At 74.0% G+C, this 14,058-nt stretch carries 15 protein-coding genes; 10 read left to right on the top strand and 5 right to left on the bottom strand.

Annotated elements, in window-relative coordinates:
• Window positions 1–71 precede the first annotated feature (71 nt).
• Genes argC through argH form a run of 8 tightly spaced genes read left to right on the top strand, consistent with a single transcriptional unit; the run spans window position 72 to window position 8,479 of the window.
• Window positions 72–1,073 carry an N-acetyl-gamma-glutamyl-phosphate reductase gene (gene argC, locus GA0070562_RS20075; RefSeq protein ID WP_091424404.1) on the top strand — a complete coding sequence of 334 codons (1,002 nt, stop codon included), beginning with the start codon at window positions 72–74 and terminating at the stop codon, window positions 1,071–1,073.
• Complete coding sequence (argJ, locus tag GA0070562_RS20080; protein WP_091424409.1) at window positions 1,070–2,242, top strand: bifunctional glutamate N-acetyltransferase/amino-acid acetyltransferase ArgJ; 1,173 nt, start codon at window positions 1,070–1,072, stop codon at window positions 2,240–2,242. Before argC ends, argJ begins: the two co-directional genes overlap by 4 nt.
• Complete coding sequence (argB, locus tag GA0070562_RS20085) at window positions 2,239–3,126, top strand: acetylglutamate kinase (RefSeq protein ID WP_091424411.1); 888 nt, start codon at window positions 2,239–2,241, stop codon at window positions 3,124–3,126. Before argJ ends, argB begins: the two co-directional genes overlap by 4 nt.
• Window positions 3,123–4,367 carry an acetylornithine transaminase gene (locus tag GA0070562_RS20090; protein WP_091424416.1) on the top strand — a complete coding sequence of 415 codons (1,245 nt, stop codon included), beginning with the start codon at window positions 3,123–3,125 and terminating at the stop codon, window positions 4,365–4,367. The genes argB and GA0070562_RS20090 overlap by 4 nt, the downstream gene beginning before the upstream one ends.
• Window positions 4,364–5,290 carry an ornithine carbamoyltransferase gene (gene argF / locus GA0070562_RS20095; protein ID WP_091424419.1) on the top strand — a complete coding sequence of 309 codons (927 nt, stop codon included), beginning with the start codon at window positions 4,364–4,366 and terminating at the stop codon, window positions 5,288–5,290. The genes GA0070562_RS20090 and argF overlap by 4 nt, the downstream gene beginning before the upstream one ends.
• The gene (locus tag GA0070562_RS20100; RefSeq protein WP_013474917.1) at window positions 5,287–5,799 is read left to right on the top strand and encodes an arginine repressor; all 513 of its coding nucleotides are present in this window, start codon (window positions 5,287–5,289) and stop codon (window positions 5,797–5,799) included. Before argF ends, GA0070562_RS20100 begins: the two co-directional genes overlap by 4 nt.
• Complete coding sequence (locus GA0070562_RS20105; RefSeq protein WP_091424422.1) at window positions 5,796–7,001, top strand: argininosuccinate synthase; 1,206 nt, start codon at window positions 5,796–5,798, stop codon at window positions 6,999–7,001. The genes GA0070562_RS20100 and GA0070562_RS20105 overlap by 4 nt, the downstream gene beginning before the upstream one ends.
• 14 nt (window positions 7,002–7,015) lie before the next feature.
• Window positions 7,016–8,479, top strand: coding sequence for an argininosuccinate lyase (gene argH, locus GA0070562_RS20110; protein WP_091424425.1), 1,464 nt, complete (start codon window positions 7,016–7,018; stop codon window positions 8,477–8,479).
• A gap of 85 nt (window positions 8,480–8,564) precedes the next feature.
• Here argH and GA0070562_RS20115 read toward each other — a convergent pair whose 3' ends face one another.
• The 3 genes from GA0070562_RS20115 to GA0070562_RS20125 all read right to left on the bottom strand — a co-directional run bounded on the left by GA0070562_RS20115 (window position 8,565) and on the right by GA0070562_RS20125 (window position 10,211).
• Window positions 8,565–8,918, bottom strand: coding sequence for an MmcQ/YjbR family DNA-binding protein (locus tag GA0070562_RS20115; RefSeq protein WP_091424594.1), 354 nt, complete (start codon window positions 8,916–8,918; stop codon window positions 8,565–8,567).
• Between the two features lie 74 nt (window positions 8,919–8,992).
• Window positions 8,993–9,427 (bottom strand): DNA-binding protein, encoded by a 435-nt coding sequence (locus tag GA0070562_RS20120; protein ID WP_225853232.1) that lies wholly within the window; start codon window positions 9,425–9,427, stop codon window positions 8,993–8,995.
• A 145-nt stretch (window positions 9,428–9,572) separates the two neighbouring features.
• A complete protein-coding gene (locus GA0070562_RS20125; protein ID WP_091424429.1) occupies window positions 9,573–10,211 on the bottom strand; it encodes a DNA-3-methyladenine glycosylase in 639 nt (212 codons plus the stop codon).
• A 139-nt stretch (window positions 10,212–10,350) separates the two neighbouring features.
• Here GA0070562_RS20125 and GA0070562_RS20130 point away from each other — a divergent pair, with 139 nt between their 5' ends.
• Both GA0070562_RS20130 and GA0070562_RS20135 read left to right on the top strand, forming a co-directional pair.
• Entirely contained in the window at window positions 10,351–11,451 is a 1,101-nt protein-coding gene (locus GA0070562_RS20130) for an LLM class flavin-dependent oxidoreductase (RefSeq protein WP_091424431.1), read from the top strand.
• Window positions 11,448–12,074 (top strand): CE1759 family FMN reductase, encoded by a 627-nt coding sequence (locus GA0070562_RS20135; protein ID WP_091424434.1) that lies wholly within the window; start codon window positions 11,448–11,450, stop codon window positions 12,072–12,074. The genes GA0070562_RS20130 and GA0070562_RS20135 overlap by 4 nt, the downstream gene beginning before the upstream one ends.
• 45 nt (window positions 12,075–12,119) lie before the next feature.
• Here GA0070562_RS20135 and GA0070562_RS20140 read toward each other — a convergent pair whose 3' ends face one another.
• Together GA0070562_RS20140 and GA0070562_RS20145 are read right to left on the bottom strand one after the other, a co-directional pair.
• Entirely contained in the window at window positions 12,120–13,004 is an 885-nt protein-coding gene (locus GA0070562_RS20140; protein WP_091424437.1) for a universal stress protein, read from the bottom strand.
• Window positions 13,005–13,074: 70 nt separating this feature from the next.
• Window positions 13,075–13,983 (bottom strand): universal stress protein, encoded by a 909-nt coding sequence (locus GA0070562_RS20145; RefSeq protein ID WP_091424441.1) that lies wholly within the window; start codon window positions 13,981–13,983, stop codon window positions 13,075–13,077.
• Window positions 13,984–14,058: the final 75 nt, after the last annotated feature.

Consider the following 14,058-nt stretch of genomic DNA (forward strand, 5'->3'; position numbering starts at 1 on the left):
TCGACTGTATGACCTTGCGGTGGTGTGGCCCCGACGGGTAACCTTCTCTGCATAGTCATGCGGAGGTGGGTATGGGCATTCGGGTTGCTGTGGCCGGGGCGAGTGGATACGCCGGGGGCGAACTGCTGCGCCTGCTCGCCGGTCACCCCGAGTTCGAGCTGATCGCCGCCACCGCGCACAGCCAGGCCGGTCAGCCCGTCACCGCCGTACACCCGCACCTCGCCGGCCTCGACCTGGTGTTCGCCGCGACCGAACCGGCGACCCTGGCCGACGCGGACCTGGTCTTCCTGGCCCTGCCGCACGGGCAGTCCGCGGCGCTCGCCGCGGCGCTGCCCGCCACGGTCAAGGTGGTCGACCTCGGCGCGGACCACCGGCTGCGCGACGCCGGCGCCTGGTCCCGCTACTACGGCGGGGAGCACGCCGGCGCCTGGACCTACGGGCTGCCCGAGCTGCCCGGCCGGCGGACCGAGATCGCCGCCGCGACGCGGGTGGCCAGCACCGGCTGCTACGCGGTGGCGACCACGCTGGCGCTGGCCCCGCTGATCGCCGCCGGCGCGGTACGCCCCGACGACGTGGTCGTGGTCGCCGCCTCCGGCACCTCCGGCGCGGGCCGGGCCGCCAAGGCCCCCCTGCTCGGCAGCGAGGTGATGGGCGACCTGACGCCCTACAAGGTGGGCGCGCACCAGCACGTGCCGGAGATCAAGCAGGCCACCGGCGCGACCGGCCTCTCCTTCACACCGGTGCTCGCGCCGATGCCCCGGGGCATCCTGGCCACCGTCACAGCGGTGCCCACCGGCGACGCCGACCCGCGCGCGGTGCTGGCCGCCGCGTACGCCGACGCGCCCTTCGTGCACGTGCTTCCCGAGGGGGCGTGGCCGCACACCGCCGCGACCGCCGGCTCGAACTCCTGCCACCTCCAGGCGACGGTCGACGTCGACTCGGGGCGGGTGATCGTGGTCAGCGCGATCGACAACCTCGGCAAGGGCGCGGCCGGCCAGGCCGTGCAGAACGCCAACCTGATGGTGGGTCTCCCGGAGACCACCGGTCTGTCCGTGTTTGGAGTGGCCCCGTGAGCGTCACCGTCCCCCGTGGGTTCCGCGCCGCAGGTGTCGCCGCCGGACTGAAGTCCTCCGGCGCCGCCGACGTCGCCCTCGTGATCAACGACGGCCCGGACGCCGGCGTGGCCGGTGTGTTCACCGCAAACCGGGTCAAGGCCGCGCCGGTGCTGTGGAGCCAGCAGGTCGTGCACGGCGGCGTCGTCCGAGCCGTGGTGCTCAACTCCGGCGGCGCGAACGCCTGCACCGGACCGGCCGGCTTCCAGGACACCCACGCCACCGCCGAGCACACCGCCGCCGCGATCACCGCGGCGAACGCCCGGCTCATCGTCGGCGCGGGCGAGGTCGCCGTGTGCTCGACCGGCCTGATCGGCGAGCGGCTGCCGATGGGCAAGCTGCTTCCCGGCGTACGCGACGCGGTGCGCGGCCTGTCCCGCGACGGCGGCCCGGCCGCAGCCGAGGCGATCATGACCACCGATACCCGGCCGAAGACGACAGTGGCGCAGGGTACGGGCTGGACCGTCGGCGGGATGGCCAAGGGCGCGGGCATGCTCGCCCCGGCCATGGCCACCATGCTCTGCGTGCTCACCACCGACGCGGTGGCCGGGCCGGACGCCCTGGACGCCGCGCTGCGCGCCGCCACCCGGATCACGTTCGACCGGATCGACTCCGACGGATGCATGTCCACCAACGACACGGTGCTGCTGCTGGCCAGCGGCGCCTCCGGCATCGAGCCGACCGCCGAGGAACTGACCGCCGCGGTCACCGCCGCCTGCCATGACCTGGCCCAGCAGCTCCTGGCCGACGCCGAGGGCGCGACCAAGGAGGTCGCGATCGAGGTGGTCGGCGCGGCGAGCGAGGACGACGCGGTCGAGGTGGGCCGCACGGTGGCCCGCAACAACCTGGTGAAGACCGCGCTGTTCGGCAACGACCCGAACTGGGGCCGGATCCTGGCCGCGGTCGGCACCACCGCCGCCGTGTTCGAGCCGGACGCCGTGGACGTCGCCGTCAACGGCATCTGGGTGTGCCGGGGCGGCGCCGCCGCCGAGGACCGCGCCAAGGTGGACCTCACCGGCCGCGGCGTGACCGTCCGGATCGACCTGCACGCCGGCGCGGACGCGGCCACCATCTGGACCAACGACCTGTCCCACGCGTACGTCCACGAGAACTCGGCTTATTCCACATGAACTTGAGTGCTGACCTCACCCGGGCCCAGGCCAAGGCCGCCACGCTGATCGAGGCGCTGCCCTGGCTGGCCCGTTTCTCCGGCGCCACGGTCGTGGTCAAGTACGGCGGCAACGCCATGGTCGACCCCGAACTCCAGCGGGCGTTCGCCGCCGACATGGTGTTCCTGCGCTACGCGGGCCTGAAGCCCGTCGTGGTGCACGGCGGCGGTCCGCAGATCTCCGCCATGCTCGGCCGTCTCGGCATCGCCAGCGAGTTCCGGGGAGGCCTGCGGGTCACCACCCCGGAGGCGATGGACGTGGTCCGGATGGTCCTCGTCGGTCAGGTCGGCCGGGAACTGGTCGGCCTGATCAACGCGCACGGCCCGTGCGCGGTCGGTCTCTCCGGTGAGGACGCCGGACTGTTCACCGCGGTGCGCCGCCCCGCGTACGTGGACGGGGAACCGGTCGACGTGGGGCAGGTCGGCGACGTGGAGTCGGTGAACGCCTCGGCGGTCACCGACCTGATCGAGGCCGGCCGGATCCCGGTCATCTCGACTGTCGCGCCGGACGCCGACGGGGTGCTGCACAACCTCAACGCGGACACCGCCGCCGCCGCGCTCGCGGTGGCGCTGGACGCCCGCAAGCTCGTCGTGCTGACCGACGTGCCGGGCCTGTACGCCGACTGGCCGGACACGTCCAGCCTGGTCAGCGAGATCACCGCGGACGACCTGGCGAAGCTGCTGCCGGCCCTGGAGTCGGGCATGGTCCCGAAGATGGAGGCCTGCTTGCGGGCGGTGCGCGGGGGAGTGCCGGCCGCGCACGTCGTCGACGGCCGGGTCGCCCACTCCACGCTGCTGGAAGTGTTCACGTCGGAGGGCTTCGGAACCATGGTGATCGAGTCATGAGCACGCTGGTGCAGCGGTGGAACGCCACCATGATGGACAACTACGGCACGCCGCCGCTGGCGCTCGTCTCCGGCTCCGGCGCCGTCGTGGTCGACGAGACCGGCCGGGAGTACGTCGACCTGCTCGGCGGCATCGCCGTCAACGCGCTCGGCCACGCCCACCCGGCGGTGGTGGCGGCCGTCAGCAAGCAGGTCGCGACGCTCGGGCACGTGTCCAACCTGTTCGTCGCCGAGCCGCCGGTGGCGCTGGCCGAGCTGCTGCTCGCGCTGGCCGGCCGCCCGGGCCGGGTGTTCTTCGCCAACTCCGGCGCGGAGGCCAACGAGGCCGCGTTCAAGCTGTCCCGGCTCACCGGCCGCCGGCACGTGGTCGCCACCCACGGCGGTTTCCACGGCCGGACCATGGGCGCGCTGGCGCTGACCGGGCAGCCCGCGAAGGCCGACCCGTTCCGCCCGCTGCCCGGCGACGTGACCCACGTGCCGTTCGGCGACGTCGACGCGCTGGCCGAGGCGGTCACCGACGACACCGCCATGCTGATCATCGAGCCGATCCAGGGCGAGAACGGTGTGGTCGTCCCGCCGCCGGGCTACCTGGCCGCGGCCCGGCGGATCACCGCCGCGCACGGCGCGCTGCTGGTGCTCGACGAGGTGCAGACCGGCGTCGGCCGGACCGGCCACTGGTTCGCCCACCAGGCCGAGGGCGTCGAGCCGGACGTGATCACGCTCGCCAAGGGCCTCGGCGGCGGGCTGCCGCTGGGTGCCTGCCTGGCCTTCGGCCGCGCCGCCGACCTGCTCACCCCCGGCTCGCACGGCACCACGTTCGGCGGCAACCCGGTCAGCTGCGCCGCCGCGCTTGCTGTCGTCTCCACGATCGCGCACGAGGGCCTGCTCGACCACGTCAAGCGCGTCGGCGAGCGGCTGCGGCGCGGCGTCGAGGCGCTCGGGCACCCGCTGGTACGCGAGGTGCGCGGCGCCGGGCTGCTGCTCGGCATCGTGCTCGACCAGCCGGTCTCCGGTGCGGCCGCGGCGGCCCTGCGCGACGCGGGCTTCCTGGTCAACCCGGTGCAGCCGGACGTGGTCCGGCTCGCCCCGCCGCTGATCCTCACCGCCGCACAGGCAGACGCGTTCCTCGCCGCCCTGCCGGCCGCGCTGTCCGCCGCCGCGCCGCCCCCTTCCACCGACGCCGCCGCGACCGCCGGCACCGCCGCGCCCGACGCCACGACCCCGACGGAGGCTCCCGCATGATCCGCCACTTCCTGCGCGACGACGACCTCACGCCCGCCGAGCAGGCCGCGGTGCTCGACCTCGCCGCCCGGATGAAGGCCGACCGGTACGGGCACCAGCCGCTGGCCGGACCGAAGTCGGTGGCGGTGCTGTTCGACAAGCAGAGCCTGCGGACCCGGATCTCGTTCGACGTGGGCATCGCCGAGCTGGGCGGGCACCCGCTCGTGGTGGACACCCAGGTCACCCACTTCGGCCGGGGCGAGACGCTCGGCGACGCCGGCCGGGTGCTGTCCCGCTACGTCGCCGCGATCGTGCTGCGCACCCACGGCGACGACCGGATCGCCGAGGTCGCCGCGCAGGCCACGGTGCCGGTGGTCAACGCGCTCACCGACACGTACCACCCCTGCCAGCTGCTGGCCGACCTGCTCACCGTGCGGGAACGCTTCGGCGGCACCGCCGGGCGGATCCTCACGTACGTGGGCGACGCGGCGAACAACATGGCCCACTCGTACCTGCTGGCCGGCGCGACCGCCGGGATGCACGTGCGGATCGCCGGGCCGGAGGGGTTCCAGCCGGACCCGGAGATCGTGGGACGCGCCGAGAAGATCGCCGCCACCACCGGCGGATCGGTCCAGGTGCTCACCGACCCGGCCGAGGCGGTACGCGGCGCGCACGTCGTCGCCACCGACACCTGGACGTCGATGGGGCAGGAGTCCGACGGGCTGGACCGGATCACCCCGTTCCTGCCGTACCAGGTCAACGACGCGCTGCTCGGCCACGCCGACGCCGACGTGATCGTGCTGCACTGCCTGCCCGCCCACCGGGGCGAGGAGATCACCGACGAGGCGCTCGACGGCCCGCACAGCGCGGTGTTCGACCAGGCGGAGAATCGGCTGCACGCCCAGAAGGCGCTGCTGACGTTTCTCCTGGAGGAATCCGCATGACCGCTCCGCTGACCCGCGCCGCGCGGCACGCCCGCATCGTCGAGCTGATCCGCGACACCCCCATCCACTCGCAGACCGAGCTGGCCGACCTGCTCGCCGGGGACGGCATCCAGGTCACCCAGGCCACCCTGTCGCGCGACCTGAAGGAACTGGGAGCGGTGACCGCGCGGGGCGGCGACGGGCGGGGCGTCTACCTGATCCCGGAGGACGGGCACCGGCCGCTGCGCGACGCCGAGGGCGCGCCGGCCCGGCTGGTCCGGCTGCTGCGTGAGCTGCTCAACGGCGTCGACTCCAGCGGCAACATCGCGGTGCTGCGCACCCCGCCGGGCGCCGCCCAGTACCTGGCCAGCGCGCTGGACCGGGCCGGCCTGTCCGAGATCGTCGGCACCATCGCCGGCGACGACACCATCCTCGTCGTGGCCCGCGAGGCCGACGGCGGCGCCGCGCTGGGTGAGCGGCTCGCCGCCTGGGCCCGCCGCGACGACACAGCCGAAGGGGGCACCTCGTGACCGAACGGGTCGTGCTCGCGTACTCCGGGGGCCTGGACACCTCGGTCGCCATCCCGTACCTGGCCGAGCGGACCGGCGCGGAGGTGATCGCGGTCGCGGTCGACGTCGGCCAGGGCGGCGAGGACATGACAGTGATCCGGCAGCGAGCGCTCGACTGCGGCGCCGTCGAGTCCGAGGTGGTCGACGCCCGCGACGAGTTCGCCGCGGACTACTGCCTGCCGGCGATCCGGGCCAACGCCCTCTACATGGACCGGTATCCGCTGGTGTCCGCGCTGTCCCGGCCGCTGATCGTCAGGCACCTGGTCGCGGCGGCGCGTGCCCACGGCGGCACGATCGTGTCGCACGGCTGCACCGGCAAGGGCAACGACCAGGTCCGGTTCGAGGTCGGCCTGGCCGCGCTCGCGCCCGACCTGAAGGTCGTCGCCCCCGCCCGGGACTTCGCCTGGACCCGGGACAAGGCGATCGCGTTCGCCGAGGAGAAGGGGCTGCCGATCGACGTGTCGGCGAAGTCGCCGTACTCGATCGACCAGAACCTGTGGGGCCGGGCCGTGGAGACCGGTTTCCTGGAGGACATCTGGAACGCGCCGGTCGAGGACCTCTACGCGTACACCGAGGACCCGGCGTCGGAACGCGACCCGGACGACGTGGTGATCACGTTCGACGGCGGCGTCCCGGTCGCGATCGACGGCGAGACGGTCACCCCGTACCAGGCCATCCGGGAGCTGAACCGGCGGGCCGGGGCGCAGGGTGTGGGCCGGCTGGACATGGTCGAGGACCGGCTGGTCGGCATCAAGAGCCGCGAGGTGTACGAGGCGCCCGGCGCGCTCGCCCTGATCACCGCCCACCAGGAGCTGGAGGCGGTGACCGTCGAGCGGGACCTGGGCCGGTTCAAGCGCGGCGTCGACCAGCGCTGGGGCGAGCTGGTCTACGACGGGCTCTGGTTCTCGCCGCTGAAGCGGTCGCTGGACGCGTTCATCGACGACGCCCAGCGGCACGTCACGGGCGAGGTACGGCTGCGCCTGCACGGCGGCCGGGCGGTGGTGACCGGCCGGCGCTCCGAGGCGAGCCTGTACGACTTCGGCCTGGCCACCTACGACACCGGCGACACGTTCGACCAGTCGCTGGCGAAGGGATTCGTGCAACTGTGGGGACTGCCCAGCAAGATGGCCGCGCAACGGGACGCCCGGATGGGAGGGGCCTGATGGGGGGCACCACAATGGGTGGGGTGGACGACAAGAGCCTGACCGAGAACAGCGCCCCCGCCAACCGGACGAGCCTCTGGGGTGGCCGGTTCGCCGGCGGTCCCGCCGAGGCGCTCGCGCGGCTGTCGGTGAGCGTCCAGTTCGACTGGCGTCTCGCCCCGTACGACATCGCCGGTTCCCGCGCGCACGCCCGGGTCCTCGCCGGCGCCGGCCTGCTCGACCCGGACGAACTGGGCCGGATGCTGGCCGCGCTGGACGACCTGGAGGCGGCGTGCGCCTCCGGCGCGTTCCGCCCGACCGTGGACGACGAGGACGTGCACACCGCGCTGGAGCGCGGCCTGCTGGAGCGGCTCGGCAGCCTCGGCGGCAAGCTGCGCGCCGGCCGGTCCCGCAACGACCAGGTCGCCACCGACCTGCGGCTCTACCTGCGTGATCACGCCCGCGGCGTGGCGGCCCGGCTGGTCGAGCTGGCCGAGGCCCTCGTCGAGCAGGCGGAGCGGCACGTGGACACCGCCGCGCCGGGCATGACGCACCTGCAGCACGCCCAGCCGGTTACGTTCGGACACTGGCTGCTGGCCCACGTGCAGCCGCTGCTGCGCGACCTGGAGCGGATGCGCGACTGGGACGAGCGGACCGCGATCAGCCCGCTCGGCGCGGGCGCGCTGGCCGGGTCGGGGCTGCCGCTGGACCCGGTGGCGGTCGCCAAGGAGCTGGGTTTCCGCACCTCGTTCGCCAACTCGATGGACGCGGTCGCTGACCGCGACTTCGTCGCCGAGTTCCTGTTCGTCACCGCGATGATCGGCGTGCACCTGTCCCGCCTCGGCGAGGAGGTGGTGCTCTGGACGTCGCAGGAGTTCGGCTGGGTCGAGCTGGACGACGCCTTCGCCACCGGATCGTCGATCATGCCGCAGAAGAAGAACGCGGACATCGCCGAGCTGGCCCGGGGCAAGTCCGGCCGGCTGGTCGGCGGCCTGATGAGCGTGCTCACCATGCTCAAGGGCCTGCCCATGACGTACGACCGGGACATGCAGGAGGACAAGGAGCCGGCGTTCGACGCGGTCGACACGCTGGAACTGCTGCTGCCCGCGCTGGCCGGGATGATCTCCACGATGACGGTCCGGGTGGACCGCCTGGTGGCGAGCGCGCCGTCGGGCTTCTCGCTGGCCACCGAGGTCGCCGACTGGCTGGTCCGGCGCAACGTGCCGTTCCGCGATGCGCACGAGATCACCGGCAAGCTGGTGGCGCTCTGCGCGGTCCGCGACTGCGCGCTGGACGAGGTGTCCGACGCCGACCTGGCGGCGGTGAGCGAGCACCTGGACCCGTCGGTGCGTGACGTGCTGTCGGTGCGCTCGGCGCTGGCCGCGCGCATCACGCCCGGCTCCACCGGCCCGGGACCGGTCGCCGACCAGCTCGCCGCCGCGGCGGACAAGCTGACCGGCTGGCGGGAGTGGGCCGCCGAGCGGGTCGTCCCGCGCTGAGCTTCACGGCTGCCCCGAGATCTTGGTACGGAACGGCCCCTGTAGGGGCGCTTTCGTACCAAGATCTGCGGGTAGCGCTTCCCGGTCAGCCGCTGGGTCGCTCGCGCTTCGGGAGCTTCGCCACGACCGCGTCGTACGACCCGTCGACGGCCTCGATCAGTTCGTCGTCGGGGATGCCGCCGGAGAGCCGGAGCGTGTTCCACCCCGACCGGCCGATGTAGGGGGAGGGGCGCGCGTCGGCCGGGAACCGGTGCAGCCACTCGTCGGCCACCTCCCGGGACGGCCCGCACTTCACCCCGAGCCGGGCCTCGCCCTCCGGGGAGCCGAGGAACGCGAAGATGCGGCTGCCCACCTTCACCACCTCGTCGCCCTCCCACGGCCGGTCCAACCAGGCACCCGGCTTGGCCAGACAGTAGGCCAGCATCTCCTCGCGCGTCATCGCGTCCTCCCGTGCCGTCTCGTCCGGCACAGTCTCGCCCGCCGCTGTGACAGCCCGCGTCGCCCGGCCGCCGGTCAGTCGCCGGTGCCGGTGCGGACGGTGAGCCGCTCGTAGCGCTGCCGGGCCGCCTGGGCGCTGCCCAGCCCCAGCCCGAAGGCGATCGCCTGCCAGGTCATGCCCCGGCCGCGGGCCACCTGCAACAGGCCGGCCTCCAGCGCGTCCACCTCCGCCCGTACGTGCGGGATGAGCGTCAGCGCGGCCATCAGGTCGGCCTGGTCGACGGGCTCCTCACCCTCGTCCAGTTCGGCGCCACCGGCGAGCGCCATCACCAGCGTGGCCGCCTCGTAGGCGTCGGGCACGTCGGGATGGGCGTAACGCCGGCGGCGGGAGTTGGTGCCGGCGTGCCGCTCGGCGATCCGCAGCAGCGCCGCGTAGTTGCGGTGGGCCCGGGCCTGGGCAGCATCCGGAGCGGTGAACGGGTCGTTGTCCACGGTGACCATGTCGTCCATCCCACACCCGAGAATGGCTTGTTGTCAACACCTCGTTGAAAGTCATTCGCGCAAGATGCCGTGCCCTCGGGACGTGGTGAGAAGGCGGCGCGTCATGCACCACAGACGCGCCGCGGAGTGTTCCGGGTTGCCCGGAACGGCCGATTCAGGCCGGTGAGTTGCGGACCGAGGCGGCCGGGGCGGGACGGCGGCGCGGCGTGTGCCGCCGGTAGACGCTGACGCTCGGCTCGTCGGCCAGCCAGAACCGCCACGGCAGGTCGTGCGCGGCGGCGACCCCGACTCGCGGCCCGGCGACGATCCGCGCCGGGTCCACCGGGCTCGCCGGTGGCGTCAGCAGCAGCGGGCCGGTGCCGTCGATCGCCGAGGTGCCGTTCGCCTCCCGCCCGAGCCCGAGCGCGGTGACCAGCCGGGCCGGTCCGCGGGCCAGCTCCCGGTCGGTGGCGCGCGGCCGGCGCTCGCGGGCGGTCTCGACGCCGTCGACCACCTCGCCCGCGCGCAGCAGCACCGCCGCCGCCTCGCCGTCGCGGCCGCAGACGATGTTCGCGCACCAGTGCATGCCGAACACGAAGTACACGTACACGTGCCCGGCGGGCCCGAACATGACCTTGTTGCGCGGCGTCGGGCCGCGGTGGGCGTGTGACGCCGGGTCCTCGCCGGTGCCCGCGTACGCCTCGACCTCGGTGAGCCGGACGGTGACGCCGCCGGCCGACACGGTCCAGCCGAGCAGCGTCCGCGCGGTGTCGGCGACCTGCGCGGCGGGTGCGTCGAGCCAGGGGTACGTCATCGCGGCAAGGGTAGTCGGTGGGTGGCGCGTGATCCGGGCCACGCCGGGGTGGGCGGTCACCGGAATAGTTGACTCGTCAAATATGTTGTGAGGAGCGATCCCGGGCCGACCGGTCCGGACCCCACGCGAGGAGCTGGTCATGCAGTTCGGAGTCTTCACCGTCGGTGACGTCACCGTCGACCCCACGAACGGGCGGCTGCCGTCCGAGCGTGAGCGGATCAAGGCCATGACCGCCATCGCGCTCAAGGCCGAGGAGGTCGGCCTCGACGTCTTCGCCACCGGCGAGCACCACAACCCGCCGTTCGTGCCGTCGTCGCCGACCACCATGCTCGGCTGGATCGCCGCTCGCACCGAACGGCTGCTGCTGTCGACCTCGACCACGCTGATCACCACGAACGACCCGGTGAAGATCGCCGAGGACTACGCGATGCTCCAGCACCTGGCCGACGGCCGGGTGGACCTGATGATGGGCCGCGGCAACACCGGCCCGGTCTACCCGTGGTTCGGGCAGGACATCCGCAACGGCATCCCGCTGGCCATCGAGAACTACGACCTGCTGCACCGGCTGTGGCGGGAGGACGTGGTCGACTGGAAGGGCCGGTTCCGTACGCCGTTGCAGTCGTTCACCTCGACCCCGCGCCCGCTCGACGGCGTGCCGCCGTTCGTCTGGCACGGCTCGATCCGCAGTCCGGAGATCGCCGAGCAGGCCGCGTACTACGGTGACGGCTTCTTCGCCAACCACATCTTCTGGCCCAAGGAGCACACCCAGCGGATGGTCGGCCTCTACCGGGAGCGGTTCGCGCACTACGGCCACGGCTCGCCGGACCAGGCCGTCGTCGGCCTCGGCGGGCAGGTGTTCATGCGCCGCAACTCCCAGGACGCGGTACGCGAGTTCCGCCCCTACTTCGACAACGCCCCGGTCTACGGGCACGGCCCGTCGCTGGAGGAGTTCACCCGGGAGACGCCGCTGACCGTGGGCAGCCCGCAGCAGGTCATCGACCGGACGCTGGGCTTCCGCGAGTACGTCGGCGACTACCAGCGGCAGCTGTTCCTCATGGACCACGCCGGACTGCCGCTGAAGACCGTGCTGGAGCAGCTCGACCTGCTGGGCGAGGAGGTGGTGCCGGTGCTGCGCAAGGAGTTCGACTCGATGCGTCCCGCGCACGTGCCCGACGCGCCCACCCACGCGAGCCTGCTGGCCGCCCGCGACGCCGCCCCGGCCGCCGGGGAGCAGCGATGACCAGCCGTACCCTCGCGGTGGTCTCGGCCGGTCTCGGCCAGCCGTCGTCCACCCGCCTGCTCGCCGACCAGCTCGCCGCGGCCGCCCGCGACGAGCTGGCCGGCCGCGGCGCGACGGTGGAACTGCGCGTGGTCGAGCTGCGCGAGCACGCCCACGACGTGGTGAACCACCTGCTCACCGGCTTCCCGCCGGCCGCGCTGCGGCGCACGCTCGACGAGGTGGCCGCCGCCGACGGGCTGATCGCGGTGACGCCGATCTTCAACGCGTCGTACAACGGGCTGTTCAAGTCGTTCTTCGACGTGGTCGACCGGGACGCGCTGGCCGGCAAGCCGGTGCTGCTCGGGGCGACCGGCGGCACCGCCCGGCACTCGCTTGCCCTGGAGCACGCGGTCCGGCCGATGTTCACCTACCTGCGGGCGGCGACGCTGCCCACGGCGGTGTTCGCCGCGCCCGAGGACTGGGCCGGTGACGACGGCGACAGCGCGCTGCGGTCCCGGATCCGCCGGGCCGGGGCCGAGCTGGCCGAGCAGGTGGACCGCCGTCCGCCCGCGACCGGCCCGGCCGACCCGTTCGCGCTCACCACCGACTTCGCCGACCTGCTCGCGGGCCGCGACCCGTCCTGACGCCGGGGCGGTTCGGCGCGGAGCAGGGCCGCCCCGCGCGGGTCGTCAGTCGTCGGCCGGCTCGGGCCGGTGGGCGACGAGAACCGGGCAGTGGGAGTGCTGCACCAGCGCCTGGCTGACCGAGCCGAGCAGCAGCCCGGCGAAGCCGCCCCGGCCCCGGGAGCCGACCACCACGAGCGACGCCTCGCCGCTGGCCTCCCGGAGCGCGGTCTCCGGCGAGGCGGCGGTCACGGACCGCTCCGTCACCCGCAGGCCCGGGTGCGCCGCCCGGACCCGGTCCGCGGCCTCGGCCAGCAGCCCTGCCGCCTCGGCCCGCTCGGCGGTGGACGCCTCCGCCGCGACCTCCGGCGCCACCGCGCCGCGTTCCGGCGACCGGACGTGCATCAGCACCAGCTCCGCGTCGCGCCGCTCGGCCTCGTCCGCGGCCAGCTCGATCGCGTACGCGGCCGAGTCGGAACCGTCCACGCCGACCAGCACCGGACCGTCCACCGGGATCGGCTGCTCCTCCGGGCGGACGATGAGCACCGGGCAGTGCCCGTGCTGCGCGAGCTGCCCGCTGACCGAGCCGAGCAGCAGACCGGCGAAGCCGCCCACGCCCCGGCTTCCCACCACGGCCAGCTCGGCGCGGCGGGACTCCTCGACCATCGTGGCGCCCGGCCCGCCGGCGACCTGGCGCACCTGCACCCGCAGGCCCGGGTGCCGCTCGGCCAGGTCGGCGGCGACCGACTCCAGCATCTTCTCCGACTCCGCGGTGGGCGCCGGCACCCCCAGGTCGTACGGGTTGAGCGGCACGCCGTAGCCGAGCGGGTGCAGGTAGCCGTGCACCAGCAGCAGCGGCCGGGAACGGGCGACGGCGGTCGCGGCGGCCAGGTCGGCGGCGGCCAGGCTGGACGGCGATCCGTCCACTCCCGCAACGACGGGTCGGTTCATCTGGTGCTTTCCCTCCGGTCGGTTCAGGCCATTGTGGCGGTGCTCGCCCCGCCCGGGCCGGGGAACCGGCTCAGTGGGCGCGGTCGCCGCGGTGCCGGACGACGGCCAGCGGGCTGTGGCAGTGGTGCAGCACGGCGTGGCTGACCGAGCCGAGCAGCAGCGCACCGAGGCTACCGCGACCGTGGGCGCCGACCACCGTCAGCTGCGCGCCGACGGACTCCTCGACGAGCACCCGGGACGGGGTGGCGGCGGCGACCAGCTTCGGCCGTACCGTGACCTCCGGGTAGCGCTCGGTCCAGCCGGCGACCGCCTCGGCCAGCACCCGCTGCTCGTCGGCGCGCAGCTCCCGCGGGTCGTACGCCAGGGGCAGGACGTCGCCGAACGCCTCCCGGTAGGTCACCGGTTGCGGGTAGAGCCAGGTGTGCACCACCACCAGTTCGGCGCCGCGCGCCGCGGCCTCGGCGAACGCGAAGCCGACGGCCTCGTCGGACAGCGCGGAGCCGTCCACGCCGACCACCACCGGGCCGTCGGCGCGGGCCTCACCCCGGGCCACGAGCACCGGGCAGTCCGCGCGGGCGGAGAGCTGCACCGCGGCGGAGCCGACCAGCAGTTCGGCGAATCCGCCGAGTCCCCGGTGGCCCAGCACGAGCAACGAGGCGTCGCGGCTCTCCCGCAGCAGCACCGCGACCGGCCCGCCGTCGACCACCGCCCCGGTCACGGTCAGCTCCGCGTCGACCTTGCGGGCCTCGTCCACCGCCTCCTCGACGAGCTTCTCGGCCTCCTGCCGCAGCTCGACGTCGGGCAGCACCGGGGCGACCATGCCCAGCGGTGTGCCGACCAGCGGCCAGAGGAACGCGTTCACCACCCGCAGCGGCCGGTGCCGCAGCACCGCCTCGCGCGCGGCCAGCCGTACCGCGTCCAGCGCGGACGGGGAGCCGTCCACACCCACCACGACGGGGGCACCGGTTCTGTCGGTCATCACGTCCTCCTTCGGTTCCCCTCCAGCCTGCGCCGACGGCTCCGAACTGGGCAGAGTCGATCCGCCCGGCCCGCT

The sequence above is a fragment of the Micromonospora tulbaghiae genome, assembly GCF_900091605.1.
Lineage (GTDB): Bacteria > Actinomycetota > Actinomycetes > Mycobacteriales > Micromonosporaceae > Micromonospora > Micromonospora tulbaghiae.

Bases quoted from the DNA above. Each gene is read 5' to 3' on its own strand.
- argC (WP_091424404.1), top strand. From the start codon at position 72: ATGGGCATTCGGGTTGCTGTGGCCGGGGCGAGTGGATACGCCGGGGGC.
- argB (WP_091424411.1), top strand. From the start codon at position 2,239: ATGAACTTGAGTGCTGACCTCACCCGGGCCCAGGCCAAGGCCGCCACG.
- GA0070562_RS20090 (WP_091424416.1), top strand. From the start codon at position 3,123: ATGAGCACGCTGGTGCAGCGGTGGAACGCCACCATGATGGACAACTAC.
- argF (WP_091424419.1), top strand. From the start codon at position 4,364: ATGATCCGCCACTTCCTGCGCGACGACGACCTCACGCCCGCCGAGCAG.
- GA0070562_RS20100 (WP_013474917.1), top strand. From the start codon at position 5,287: ATGACCGCTCCGCTGACCCGCGCCGCGCGGCACGCCCGCATCGTCGAG.
- argH (WP_091424425.1), top strand. From the start codon at position 7,016: ATGGGTGGGGTGGACGACAAGAGCCTGACCGAGAACAGCGCCCCCGCC.
- GA0070562_RS20115 (WP_091424594.1), bottom strand. From the start codon at position 8,918: ATGACGCGCGAGGAGATGCTGGCCTACTGTCTGGCCAAGCCGGGTGCC.
- GA0070562_RS20120 (WP_225853232.1), bottom strand. From the start codon at position 9,427: ATGGACGACATGGTCACCGTGGACAACGACCCGTTCACCGCTCCGGAT.
- GA0070562_RS20125 (WP_091424429.1), bottom strand. From the start codon at position 10,211: ATGACGTACCCCTGGCTCGACGCACCCGCCGCGCAGGTCGCCGACACC.
- GA0070562_RS20130 (WP_091424431.1), top strand. From the start codon at position 10,351: ATGCAGTTCGGAGTCTTCACCGTCGGTGACGTCACCGTCGACCCCACG.
- GA0070562_RS20135 (WP_091424434.1), top strand. From the start codon at position 11,448: ATGACCAGCCGTACCCTCGCGGTGGTCTCGGCCGGTCTCGGCCAGCCG.
- GA0070562_RS20140 (WP_091424437.1), bottom strand. From the start codon at position 13,004: ATGAACCGACCCGTCGTTGCGGGAGTGGACGGATCGCCGTCCAGCCTG.
- GA0070562_RS20145 (WP_091424441.1), bottom strand. From the start codon at position 13,983: ATGACCGACAGAACCGGTGCCCCCGTCGTGGTGGGTGTGGACGGCTCC.